Origin of the sequence: Arthrobacter silviterrae (assembly GCF_011045165.1) — a bacterium.
In the GTDB taxonomy this organism is placed as follows: Bacteria; Actinomycetota; Actinomycetes; order Actinomycetales; family Micrococcaceae; genus Specibacter; species Specibacter silviterrae.
The window spans coordinates 150,307-163,071 of record NZ_JAAKZI010000001.1; the positions used below are offsets into that span (position 1 = coordinate 150,307).

General features: G+C 63.6%; 8 protein-coding genes, 2 tRNA genes and 1 pseudogene. 3 read left to right on the top strand and 8 right to left on the bottom strand.

Translation table 11 applies throughout. The annotated features are described in order from the left end of the window. Positions 1-29: 29 nt before the first annotated feature. Positions 30-2,504, top strand: a complete 2,475-nt coding sequence (locus tag G6N77_RS00740) for a CDP-alcohol phosphatidyltransferase family protein (protein ID WP_165180082.1) — start codon at positions 30-32, stop codon at positions 2,502-2,504. Here the strand turns inward: G6N77_RS00740 and G6N77_RS00745 are convergent. The 4 genes from G6N77_RS00745 to dnaG form a co-directional block, all read right to left on the bottom strand. Further along, complete coding sequence (locus G6N77_RS00745) at positions 2,449-2,826, bottom strand: hypothetical protein (protein ID WP_205677864.1); 378 nt, start codon at positions 2,824-2,826, stop codon at positions 2,449-2,451. The two genes, G6N77_RS00740 and G6N77_RS00745, sit on opposite strands and share 56 nt — an antisense overlap. 152 nt (positions 2,827-2,978) lie before the next feature. Next, positions 2,979-3,054: transfer RNA gene (locus G6N77_RS00750), tRNA-Asn, on the bottom strand. Positions 3,055-3,157: 103 nt separating this feature from the next. Continuing rightward, positions 3,158-3,233: transfer RNA gene (locus G6N77_RS00755), tRNA-Asn, on the bottom strand. 63 nt (positions 3,234-3,296) lie between these two features. Further along, positions 3,297-5,360, bottom strand: coding sequence for a DNA primase (gene dnaG, locus G6N77_RS00760; protein ID WP_165180083.1), 2,064 nt, complete (start codon positions 5,358-5,360; stop codon positions 3,297-3,299). A gap of 240 nt (positions 5,361-5,600) precedes the next feature. On the opposite strand from dnaG, the gene G6N77_RS00765 reads away from it, so the two are divergent. Then, positions 5,601-5,957, top strand: coding sequence for a hypothetical protein (locus G6N77_RS00765; RefSeq protein WP_205677865.1), 357 nt, complete (start codon positions 5,601-5,603; stop codon positions 5,955-5,957). Between the two features lie 22 nt (positions 5,958-5,979). Beyond that, on the top strand, positions 5,980-6,360 hold the full coding sequence (locus tag G6N77_RS00770) for a VOC family protein (RefSeq protein WP_165180084.1): 381 nt from the start codon (positions 5,980-5,982) through the stop codon (positions 6,358-6,360). Positions 6,361-7,079: 719 nt separating this feature from the next. Here G6N77_RS00770 and G6N77_RS00775 read toward each other — a convergent pair. The 4 genes and pseudogenes from G6N77_RS00775 to G6N77_RS00790 form a co-directional block, all read right to left on the bottom strand. Next, a complete protein-coding gene (locus G6N77_RS00775; protein ID WP_165180085.1) occupies positions 7,080-7,751 on the bottom strand; it encodes a hypothetical protein in 672 nt (223 codons plus the stop codon). 417 nt (positions 7,752-8,168) lie between these two features. After that, a pseudogene (locus tag G6N77_RS00780) lies at positions 8,169-9,493 on the bottom strand (transposase); the annotation flags it as partial. 240 nt (positions 9,494-9,733) lie between these two features. Then, positions 9,734-11,047, bottom strand: coding sequence for a fimbrillin family protein (locus G6N77_RS00785; protein WP_165180086.1), 1,314 nt, complete (start codon positions 11,045-11,047; stop codon positions 9,734-9,736). 501 nt (positions 11,048-11,548) lie between these two features. After that, positions 11,549-12,760: a tyrosine-type recombinase/integrase gene (locus tag G6N77_RS00790; RefSeq protein ID WP_165180087.1), complete on the bottom strand. Its 1,212-nt coding sequence runs from the start codon at positions 12,758-12,760 to the stop codon at positions 11,549-11,551. Between the last annotated feature and the right edge of the window lie 5 nt (positions 12,761-12,765).

Sequence of the window (12,765 nt, forward strand, 5' to 3'; positions counted from 1 at the left end):
ACTGTTGTTGACTTCCAAACGGAGGCGCCGTGCGTCCGGTTCAATGCGGCCCGCTCGCCGGGTTCCTGTGCCAATTGGCGCTGCTTACTGCCCTGTCCGCGACCGTTGGGTTCAGCGCGGCGGGGTGGGGCGTGGGCGTGGTCGCCGCTGTTGCCGCCAATGGCCTGCTGGCCCGGGGCCTCGGCGCCGGGCGCCGGCCGGGCTTGGGACCCGCCGACTGGGTCACCCTGCTGCGTTCGGTCCTGGCCGGAGGTGCCGCAGCCCTCGTGGCGGACCTCCTGGCAGGGGCCCTGGGCGGACCTGCCCAGCGGCCCGCCGCCGTCGTGCTTCTTGTGTCGCTGGCCTCGGCCACCATCGTGCTGGACGCCGTGGATGGGATGGTTGCCCGCCGGACGGGCACGACGTCGGCACTCGGGGCGCGCTTCGACATGGAGGTTGACGCATTCCTGATCATGGCGCTAGCTGTCTATGCCGCACCGGCGTTCGGGGTGTGGGTCCTGGCGATCGGACTGGCCCGGTATGCGTTTGTGGCGGCTGCCTGGTTCCTGCCGTGGCTGCGGGAATCCGCGCCGCCGCGCTATTGGTCCAAGGTGGTGGCCGTGGTGCAGGGAATGGCCTTGACCGTTGCGGCTGCCGACGTCCTCCCACAGGCCGCCATGGCTGCCGTTTTGGCGGTGGCCCTAGCGCTGCTGACGGAGTCCTTTGGACACGAAACGTGGTGGCTGTGGCGTCACCGGGCACCCCGCAGCGGTAGGGGCTCAGGCGGCAGGGGTCACGGCGGCAGGGTCGACGGCGGGCGCCCGGATGCCGTCGGCTCCGAGCGCCTCAGCAGGACGCCAAGGGTGCCGGGCCCGGTCTCCGCGGCAGTGGCGGGGGCGGTGGTGTGGTGTGTGCTGCTGGCGCCGCAGCGGATCGGGCAGCTGGAGCTGGCAGTGTTCGCGGCCCTGCCATTGGAGCTGCTGGCCATTGCCGCGGCCGGCTTCCTGCCGCCCGCCGGCCGCAAGCTTGCCGGCACCGCGATGGGCGTGGTGCTCGGCGTGGTGGCCATTGCCAAGGTCCTGGACATGGGTTTCTCGGCCGCCTTTGACCGCCCCTTTGACCCCGTCAACGACTGGTATTACTTTGGGCCGGGCTTCGGCGTCCTGGCCGACTCCATCGGCAGCGCGGGCGCGGTTGCCGTTGCCGCCGGTGCCGTGGTGTTTGCGGCCGCCGCCTTGGCGCTGCTGCCGCTGGCTGTGCTGCGACTAACGCGGGTGATGGCCGCCCACCGGCGCACTTCGTTGCAGGGTTCGGCGGCTTTTGCCGTGGTGTGGGCCGTGTTCGCAGTCCTGGGGCTGCAGTCGGCCCCCGGCCTGCCGACGGCGGCGTTCGGCACGGCCGGGCTGGTCCAGGAACAGCTGTCACGGCTGGGCAGCGGGCTGGCGGACCGCAAAGCCTTTGCCTCGGAAATAACGCAGGATCCGGTGCGGGATGCCCTGGCCCGCGGCGCAGCGGACCCGTCCGGCCTGCTGGCCGCCTTGAAGGGCAAGGACGTGCTGCTGGTCTTCGTGGAAAGTTACGGCCGGGTGGCGCTGGAGGACCCGGCGTTGGCTCCCGGCGTTTCCGCCGTTCTCAAGGAAGGGACCGCCAGCCTGACCGCGGAGGGGTTTTCGGCCCGCAGCGCCTTCCTCACCTCATCCACATTCGGGGGCATCAGCTGGCTGGCCCACTCCACGCTTCAGTCCGGGCTGTGGGTGGACAGCCAGCAGCGCTACAACCAGCTGCTGACCAGCAACAGGCTGACCCTGTCCGGCGCCTTCAAGCAGGCAGGCTGGCGGACCGTTTCCGACATTCCCTCCGACACCATCGACTGGCCGCAGGGCGCACGGTTCTACCACTATGACGCCCTTTACGACTCCCGCAACGTGGGCTACCGCGGGCCGAACTTCAGCTACGCCACCATGCCTGACCAGTACGCGCTCGCCGCTTTTGCCCGCCTGGAGCTGGACCGGGCCGGCCGGCCACCTGTCATGGCGGAAATCGACCTTGTCTCCAGCCACACGCCATGGACGCCCCTGCCCCGGCTGGTGCCGTGGTCCCAGGTGGGCGACGGCAGCATTTTCAACGGCATGCCGGCCCAGGGGCCCACCCCCGAATCGGTCTCCGCCAACCCGGCCAGGGTCAAGTCCCTGTACGGGCAGTCGATTGAATACTCGCTGGGCTCCATTTTCTCCTTTGTGGCAGCCCACCCGGACCCGAACCTGGTGATGGTGGTGCTGGGCGACCACCAGCCCAACGCCCAGGTCTCCGGGACAGCGGCCGGCCACGACGTGCCCGTGTCCATCATTGCCCGGGACCCCTCCGTGCTTAAGCGCATTTCCGCCTGGGACTGGCAGGAGGGCATGCTCCCGGCGCCGACGGCGCCCACCTGGCCCATGAGTGTGTTCCGCGACCGCTTCCTGGCGGCGTTCAGCCCTGGCGTGAAACTGCCTGGGAACCGCGGCGCTCCGCCAGCAGTCCGGTAATCCCCACCACGATGGCAATGATTTCCACCCCCGCTGCCGTGAAGATTTCCCACCCCGTCCAGTGCTCATGGACGCCAAACAGGCCCACCGTGACGGCGGTAAGGAAAGCACCGAGGGTCGCCGCGCCAAAAAGTGCGGCGAGGGCCAGTGGCGCCCAATGGTGCCAGAACAGCAACAGGCCGGCAATCACCACGCCTCCGCCAAAGTTCAGCAGCATGGCCGGCCCCACCACGGCCGTGTGCCGGAAAACGACTATCCACTGTTCCAGGTGGATGACGGCGGACACAAAAACCGCCACTGCCAGCACTCGACGAATCCACATGGCCATTCACCCTCCGGTCGCAACAACCAGCATGCCCGCCCGGGACCCCGCCGCCCCAAGCCGAATGCCCAATTCTACCGCTGCGGCGTGTCCGGGAGAGCTGGGAAAACCAAAAATCCCCGCCCTCACAATGAGGACGGGGACTTCGGAAATGGCTCCTCCGACTGGACTTGAACCAGTAACCCTTCGATTAACAGTCGAATGCTCTGCCAATTGAGCTACGGAGGAATGAAGCAGTCAAATGCTATGGACGTGCCTTGCATAAGGCATTCCATGGATTTTCCTGCTGCGCGTGTGTCCGGATTGGCTTCCGGAAATCCCTGAACGGGATTGGCTCCTCTGACTGGACTTGAACCAGTAACCCTTCGATTAACAGTCGAATGCTCTGCCAATTGAGCTACAGAGGATCGCGCAGGAACAACAATAACAAAGGCTGGCCCGGTTGCGAAATCGGCCAAGCCGCAGGGTCCTCAGGAGTCCGAACGCAGCGCCCTGCGGGCCGTCTCCAGCTCCATGAGCTCGCGCTGGAGCAGCTGGTAGCCCTCCGGATCCACGGCGGGATCCATCCTTTGCAGCGCGCCCAGCCGCTCCTCCTTCAGCCGCGTGATCTGCATTTCAAACAGCCGCCGCAGGATGTCCCGGCAGTACCTGTTCAAGGTTTCCTCCCGCGTGGCAGGCAGCGGGCTTAGGGCCAGCTCCGCCACCAGCGAGGCCAAAACCGGCGGCACGTGTTCCCGCACGGACTCCAGCCATTGCGAGGACGCCGCCAGGGACTCCCCCGCTGCGGCAATTCCCTGCTGGACCGCCTTGTACGCCGGCACCACAAACTCGGTCGCCGCAAAGTGCTGCCAATTCCCCGCAGTGAGCAGCCCGGGGTGCTGGAGCACCACTTCCAGCGCCTCCCGCTCCATGCGGCCCTGGGGGTCGCGGGGGTCGGGCCTGACAAATTCCGGCTGCGGCGCCTCCTGCGGTTCGGCCAGCACGACGCCGGCCCCTCCGCCCAGCGCGCCCCCGCCTTGCGCCGGGCTTCCCTGCCAGGGGCTGCCCTGCGCGGGACCGGCATGACCGGGACCGCCCTGTCCTGAACCGGCCTGCGAGTAGCCGCCCTGCCGGGCCACAGCGGCGGGTGCGCTGCCGGCGGCACCCGGCCGTCCGGCGTCGTGCGGGGCGGCAGGGCCCCTGGTTGGGGCGGGGTGGGTGTGGGCGCGCCGTTCGGCACCCTTGACGGCGCGGAGCACCTCGTTGGGGTCGGCGATGCCCAGCCAGCCGGCCAGTTCCTGGCTGTACCCCATCCGGGTGGAGCCGTCGCGGATGGCTGCGACCACGGGTGCGGAGGCGCGCAGGCCGCTGACGCGGCCTTCCACCGTGCTGAGGTCGAACTTGGCAAGCGTGGAGCGGATAGCGAATTCAAACAGCGGGCGGCGCGAGCGGATCAGGGAGTGGACCGCCTCGTCGCCGCGGCGCTGGCGCAGCTCGCAGGGATCGGCCCCGGTGGGCTCCACGGCCACGTAGGTCTGGGCGGTGAAGCGCTGGTCTTCGTCGAAGGCCTTGAGGGCCGCCTTCTGGCCGGCGGCGTCGCCGTCGAAGGTGAACACCACCTCGCCTCCCGTCCCGTCGTCGGAGAGCAGGCGGCGGGCCACTTTAATGTGTTCGGCGCCAAACGCGGTCCCGCAGGTGGCCACGGCCGTGTCCACCCCGGCTAGGTGGCAGGCCATGACGTCGGTGTACCCTTCCACCACCACCAGCTGGCGCTTGGAGGCGATGTTCCGCTTGGCCAGGTCGATTCCGTACAGCACCTGGGACTTCTTGTAGAGCGTGGTTTCGGGCGTGTTCAGGTATTTGGGGCCCTGGTCGTCCTCGAAAAGCTTGCGCGCACCGAAGCCCACGGTGTCCCCGGCAATGTCCCGGATAGGCCACATGAGGCGACCCCGGAAGCGGTCGTAGATGCCCCTCTGCCCCTCGGAGAACATGCCGGTCAGCTTCAGCTCTTCCTGGGTGAAGCCCTTGCCGGAGAGGTGTTTAAGGAGGGCATCCCAGCCTTGCGGGGCGAAGCCCACGCCGAAGTGCTCCGCGGCGCTGCGGTCGAAGCCGCGCTCCTGCAGGAACGCCCTGCCGGCTGCGGCGGGTGGGGTCAGGAGCTGTTCGCGGAAAAACTCGCCGGCGATCTTGTGGGCGTCCAGCAGCCTTTGCCGGCGCCCCACTTCCTCGCGGCGCGGCCCGGTGCCGCCGTCCTCATAGTGGAGTTCGTAGCCGATGCGCCCGGCCAGCTTCTCAACAGCCTCCGAAAAGGAGATGTGGTCCATTTTCTGGACGAAGGAGATGACGTCGCCGCTCTCCTGGCAGCCGAAGCAGTGGAAATACCCCATCTGGGGCCGCACATGAAAGGAGGGGCTGCGCTCATCGTGGAACGGGCACAGGCCCTTAAAGGAGCCGATGCCTGCCGATTTGAGCGTGACGTAGGCGTCAACAACTTCCTTGAGGTCGGTGCGTGTGCGCACCTCGTCAATGTCTTCGCGTTTAATCAGGCCGGCCACACGGCCAGTTTACGTGAGTTAATGCGGCCCGGAACCACTGGCGCCGGAGCCTGTGGAGAACGCTGCAGTGTGACCGATTTGGCAGCAGCCGGTGTCTGGAATCACCGCGCAACCATGGCGTTTACCGGGGTCCCGCGGAGCTGCCAGCGATAAACTTGGGGTATGCCGCACGCGGCGGTCCAATGGCGAACCTTCCCCGACCGGCCACCATTTTTCACCCCGCCACTTCTGGAGAAAACCTTGTCGTTCACCGCCATCCGCCCGTCCGCCGCCGCCCGCAGCTCCGTCGGTTCCGACATCCTGCTGGCCCGCCACGGTAGCGCCATTTCCTCCCTGCGCCTGGACCGGGGACGCGGCCAGGTGGTGGCGGTATTGGCCGACGGATCCGTTGACACCGCCCCCAACCTGATTGACCCGACCCTGCAGATGCCGGGACGCTTTGACGACGACACCAAGCTCATGCTCTATGTTTGTGCGGCCACGGTGGGCGTGGCAGCCATCATGAGCGTCGCCGTCGGCATTGTCTTTGCCCTGGCCAACCCCGAGCAGCTGGCCAGCTTCACCGCAGCCCTGGGGAGCTACTCCGCCGCCATGTAGCCCGCGGTGGTAGCCTCGCCACATGATCGGGCGACTGCACCATCTTGTCATCGACTGCCCCGACCCGGACGCGCTGGCCGGGTTTTATGCCGCCCTGCTGGGGCACCCCGTCACGTTCCATTCGCCGGACTTTGTGGTGGTGGCGCCCAACGACCACAGCTCCGGGCTGGCCTTCCAGCGGACCCCGGACCACGTTGCGCCCCGCTGGCCGGACCCCGCCTACCCGCAGCAGATGCACCTCGATGTGATGGTCGACGACGTCGATGCCGCCCATGCGCGGGTCCTCGCCCTGGGTGCCACCCGGCTGGGCGGGCCGGACTCCCACGTCTATGCCGACCCCGCCGGCCACCCGTTCTGCCTCATCCCCCGCCCGGGCTGGGCGGCTCCCATAGGGCCGGGCTGACGGCAGCTTCGGCCCCTCCGGTATTGGGTGCCTGCTGTCATTTTCCGAAGTCGACTGCACTGGCTGTCCAAAGACGCCTGCACTGCGCTGATACGTCCGTAAGGGGACACTCTGCGGGACGCCTCGCGTTCCCGAAAGACCATGGAGGGTTCAATCGGTCGTTGCAAGCCACCAATATTCCAGGATCGCGATCGCCAAGGTTCCGCTCCCGCACCCTCCGAGAACGATCGTTCCCGGAGGGTGTCGGTGGCAACCTCAAATCAATTCTGTCCCGCCACATTAACGGCGCATGTCTGTCATTTTCCGAATGCGAGAGCACGAATGTCCGAAATCGTGATTACTGGTCGTTTTTCAACAGTGCTCGGCACGGAATTTCCGGAGGCGAGTGCAGGCGTCGTTATATGTCCTGAAAATCGTTGATTTTCCGCAGGCAAGGTGAAGACCATCGGTTCTGGCATGGCGTTCGTCAGCCCAACCCGCAGGCCCCAAAGCCGGGGTGCAAGGGCGAAAGTTTCCCGCGGGGGGCGTGTTGTATCCGGGACTAATTAACAGAAATAATTACGAGGAGGGCCCACGAGTGTAGCTCAAAAGCTTTCTGTTCCTGTCGTGTGTTGAGGTCCTGATTTCGTGCGGTGCGTTTGGCGGGAGCTCTCAAGGTCTTATGAACCGCCAAAGACTCTTTCCAGAAGCTGGCTATGCCATGCTGACGACGACCCTAGTCAGCTCTCTTGTGGTTGGGGTCCTGCTGCTGTGTCGACTTTGAGTCCGTCTGGTCCATACGTCTTCAGGATGTAGTCGGCCTGTGCCGACGTGCCATTGATCAGACGGACGAGGATGGTGGACCCGTCCTCCAGGATCCCTGTGGTGTTGATTTTGATGCCCTGCTTTGCGAGGGCATCACGGTCCGCGTCAATGCGGGCCTGCTGCACTTCGGCCTCCGCTGTCGTCCTGGCAGCGGCGACGAAATTGATGGCCGCCCCATTGGCCTTGGACCGTGCGGCCGATTGCGCTGTTGCGGTGGGTGTTTTGCCGGCGATGTAAATGTCCGCCGACATCGGGGCGTAGTTTAAGGTGATTTGATTCACGGTGTAGCCCCCTGCTATCAGGCTGGCCTTGGCCGCCTGGGCGTCCTGCTCCAAGACGGCGTGGGTTCCGCCACCGGCATCTTCGAGCGGAACCCCAAGTGCCTGTTGAAATTCAGTTGGGGTTTGTTCTTGAGGAAGTTGTTTGGAAAGGGACGGTACTGGGCCGGGAGCCGGCGGCAGATCCGTTGAAGGCGACGATGCCGCGATAAGCGGGGAAACCCCGACCCCGACGAGTGCCACGCCAGCCAGAGAAGCCATCGACCACAGGCCGACCTTCCTCTTAATGTGTTTGTGTGTTGCGTTCATGGTGGTTTCTCTTTCGATGCATGCATGCGTTTTGATCAAGGGCAATCTGCCAGAACGACCCTCTAGGCGAATTATACCTTTCGAAGGAGCTTTCCCCTCGGATGGAGATCTCCAGTGCAAATACTTGGAAGATGTTGGAGGCCATGCCGGTGACGGAGAGTTGATGGGCCTGTGTTCTTACAAGAAAGTTCAAGGGCCCGATAACGCCGATGTCGGGCCCTTGACAATTCCGATGGGTTGGGTGACGATTCACGCGGATTGGCGAGAATCGGCTAATGGCTTGGCTAGGTGCGTGGGCCAGTAGTGGTTTGATGGCCGGCAGAGCGTCCGGTGGTTTTTGAACTGTTGCGGGCCTGCCAAGGCATTGAATTTCTGGAGCTGATGGTGTTTCGGGCCAGTGGCTTGGGATTGCTTGTTAGCGGGGTGGTGGGGGTTGTGAAGTTTCATGAGGTTGTGGGCGGCAGCGAGGAGCTTCCACTCATTGGAGGCTTTCTCGAACCCGCGCAGCAGGACGTGCTTGCCCTGGCGGATGCGGATTTGGCCGAAGACGGGTTCCACGATGGCTTTGCGCCGGGCATAGATCTTCTTGCCTCGCTTGGTTTTCAGCTTCCGGCCCATCCGTTCACCCAGGGTCGCGGTGGCTGGGATCCGGCCGCGCGGCGCCTCAGGGATCGGGGTTGCGTGTTTCAGCCGGCCGGTGGAAATGAAAAACTCGGTGCCATGGGTGGCCTGAAACTCCTGGGCAGAAGCCAGGTTCGCCGCTGAACAATACCCCGTATCAGCACTGAGCGTGCCGGGGCCCGGCCCAGATTCTCCACCGTCTTCTCCATCAGGGGAACCAGTTGCCCGTAGTCATTGGCGCTCCGGGTCATCTCGGCAGCAACAATGACCTGATGGTGGGAATCTACAACGGCTTGGCCGTTGTAGCAGTAATGGAAGGACCCGTCCGCGGTTTTCATGAGCCGCGCATCAGGGTCCGTGACGTTTCGTTGCGGGCCGGGCTTGGGCACCGCACCGGCGGCAGCCGCCTCGCCGGCACCGGTGATCTCATCATCATCCCCGCCACGTTTGCGCGCCTTCGCTTCGCCGTCCTGACGGGCGCGCTCAGCCGCTTCTTCTTCAATGCTGGCCCGGGCGGCAGCCACCGCCTTCGCCCGTCCTTCCCTGCCGGCCAGCTCGGCAGGGATCTCATCCCCACGCTTGCCCGGCCCAAACCTCGCATCCTCGTCCGCATCAACACTCTTCGCTTCGGCCATCAGCTCACTGATCTCATCAGCGAGCACCCTCTGCTTGGCAGTGAGTCGGGCGTAGGACATCGCCTTGTCCCGGGACGCGTTTGCCCGCACCTTCGTCCCGTCCAATGCGACCTTGCCCAGCTTCACCATCCCCACCGCCCGGCACAGCCCCAAGGCTTGCAGGAACACGTTCGCCAACGCCGCCAAATGCCGTTCCCGGAACCGTCCGATGGAACGAAAATCAGGCCCCTGCTGAGCCGCCAACCACCGGAACGCGACCACATCCACACACGAGCGTTCCAACTCACGCGAGGAGCGGACCCCCACTCAGTATCCGTAAAGCACGATCCGCAGCATCAACCTTGGGTCATACGGCGGCTGGCCCTTCACCTTCGCATACGACTCATAAAACCTGGTCAGATCCAATTCGTGGTCGACGAGTTCGGCAATAAACCGGGCCAAATGATTCTTCGGCAGCCATTCATCCAGCGACGGCGGAACCAGCATCACCGCATCCGGTTCAAAAGCCCTGAAGCGCTTCTTCGCCCCACCATTGGCCTCAATCCGATCATCAACGACAAGCTCAACGCGCTCGATCAAGGACGATTCGAACAAACCATCCTGCGGCACCGGTACGGGCGAAGAAGAACCAGGATTCATACCCCAATTCTCCCAGCCACCCCACCACAACCCCGGTCAATCCACCGGCGTTTAAAGAATTTCCGCCTCCACTACTGACCCACGCACCTAGCCGTTGAGAGCGAGATTCCCTAGCCGAGGTGCCAGCCGGTACCACGGCATGAAGTATCCGTAGTCTTGGTAAGGTGCTGTGGCGCAGGCCTTGATTATTCCTCGAGCGCGAATACCTGTGCCAGGTGAAGCATCGTAAACGGGGCCACCGCTGTCGCCGCCTACACAGACTGTGGCGCCATCTATGTTTCTCACCTCAACAACGCCAGTTGTTGTGCCGCCGTCGGACCGGTTGATGGTCACATTGGTTTGAGTCACGTGGGACCGGCAAACTTGGCCGGAGAGGGCACCATCAAAGCATGAGTCTTGTCCGACGGTATCGCCGGTTGACGATACTGCCTGATACAGATAAGTCGTGTTGGTGTTCCACACGAAGGGTGAATATGAGCCGGTAATCAGAGCAGAGTCGGAGGGTTGTCCGGATACGTAGTCTACCTGCGATGAGTAACCAAATGTCTGTGCCGTGTTCCACCAGTACACAGACGTAATCCCCGTGGTTTTGAAGCAGTGCCCGGCTGTGAGCATATAGTTTCCGTACCCAGGCTTATACACCGAGAACCCAGAGGTACAGGTTCCGGTGTAGGCGGGAATGTAGATTTTGTCTCCGCCAAACCAAGGGGCGTAATCGGTTGTGCGAGTTGTCGCTTCTTGTGGTTGGGGTCCTGCTGCTGTGTCGACTTTGAGTCCGTCTGGTCCATACGTCTTCAGGATGTAGTCGGCCTGTGCCGACGTGCCATTGATCAGACGGACGAGGATGGTGGACCCGTCCTCCAGGATCCCTGTGGTGTTGATTTTGATGCCCTGCTTTGCGAGGGCATCACGGTCCGCGTCAATGCGGGCCTGCTGCACTTCGGCCTCCGCTGTCGTCCTGGCAGCGGCGACGAAATTGATGGCCGCCCCATTGGCCTTGGACCGTGCGGCCGATTGCGCTGTTGCGGTGGGTGTTTTGCCGGCGATGTAAATGTCCGCCGACATCGGGGCGTAGTTTAAGGTGATTTGATTCACGGTGTAGCCCCCTGCTATCAGGCTGGCCTTGGCCGCCTGGGCGTCCTGCTCCAAGACGGCGTGGGTTCCGCCACCGGCATCTTCGAGCGGAACCCCAAGTGCCTGTTGAAATTCAGTTGGGGTTTGTTCTTGAGGAAGTTGTTTGGAAAGGGACGGTACTGGGCCGGGAGCCGGCGGCAGATCCGTTGAAGGCGACGATGCCGCGATAAGCGGGGAAACCCCGACCCCGACGAGTGCCAAGCTGGCCAAGGTCGCGATCGACCACCGTCCGGCTTTGCCCTTTGTGTATTTGAAACGTCCGTTCATGGTAGTTCCCCAATCGGTGCGATTGATATCAATTAGAGCCAAATGCTGTGCGGCCCCTATCCGCGAATACTAGACCGCGAACGCACCGATAGCCAAGGAACACCAAAATGTGAACCGCAACGAACAGCGACTATCTTTGCGTTTGGGCCCAGCGAAGGCATTCAGCTGTCCTGGAAGACGGTCGTCAAACGGAACACACCCCAACCGTGACCTGAAGATAAAGAAGTTCCGATGTTCACAGGTACGCCAGGGCGTCTGCAAAGTCGTTCAGCTGATAGATAGGCCGATGAGTTTGAGGGCGCGCTCAGGGTAGTTGCGTGCGCCGAGGGTGGCCTTGGCAACGTTGGTTTCTGCCTCCAGGCGCAGAATCGTGATCGCGATGTTGCGCCACTACACGTGGCGCGTTGCCCCGCCGCACCTGGGATCCGTCCTCCTGCCACGTGACGTCCCTGCGCCTTCTTTGTACTAAATTTTTCGCAGTTGACGGGTGGCTTGTGGTGATCAGTTCAGCGTTGTGGGGCCGTCCGGCTCGTCTATGAGTTGTTGAAGCCGTTCGGCTTGCCGTTTCTTGTCGGCGATGTGGCGGAGTCCTTCTTGGAGGGCGGAGACTTCGCCGAGCCATTGCATGTGGTGCGCTTCTTTCAACCTTTCGTTCGTGTTGGTTTCTATTTGAACTAGCCGTGGCAGTTGGGCTGGATCCATGCGCAGCATCGGACAGCGGACGCAGGCATGTTCATGTTCGCAAGGAGTCCCGTAGGGGCGTTCGCAGGTGCCGAGTGCGACCTTTCGGAGACTGAAGTGGTCACGAAAATCGTTCCATTCCGTGTCCGAGGGTTCGCGGTATTCCTCCGCCGGACGACCCGCCCGCCGTTGGTCAATGTAGCTGCGGTAGTGGTGGATGACATCCTGTGGGTAGACGGCGACGTACCCCTGGGTGGTATTCAAATCGAGGTGGCCCAAGAGCTTTGCTGCAATGTGGATCGGCAAGCCGCCATTGACGGTTTCGGTGGCGAAGATCCTGCGAAAGTCGTGCGGGGTAAACCTCAGAGGAGTGCCATCCACGTCGACCATGCCTGCGCTGGCAGCCAATCGGCTGAGCTGTTTGCGTATCTGAGGTGGGGAGATCACCTGCAGCCGGTGCTGAAACTCGGTTTGGAACAGGTGCGGCAGTGGAGGCCCGAAAATCCGTTCGTGGTTGTCGTAGCGAATCACCAGCGGCACCTTGCCTTCCTCAGCCGTCTTGACGCGGCGCAGGATCCTGGCGAGGACGGCGACCAGTTCCGGGGTTGCGGGGATGACTCGTTCCCGGTCAGTTTTGGATGGGCTGATCTGCAGCAGCGGAATCATCTCGCCGGTAGGCGACCGGTACTGGCGCAGGCTCAGGTGCGTCAGTTCGAGTAATTCCTCGATCCGGACCCCGGTGCGCCGCAGGACTTCGATGGCCGCCCAGAGCCAGAATGCATTGTCTTCGTCGCGCACGGCGTTAAACCGTGGTCCTTGTTTATCGGCGATGGTGATGAACACTGCCGCCGGCCCCGGGTCCCGGCCTTGCTTGCCCGTGCGCCGGTACCGGACGTCTTCCACCGTGAATTCGCCGCCCGGTGCAGTGTCCCGGCTTGCTTTGAGCACCACGCCGGTGATTCGCAGTCGTTCCTCGGCGGCAGTGACCAGCTGGGACAGTACCGGGGTCAGCGTGCGTGTACGTTGCTGCATGCGGG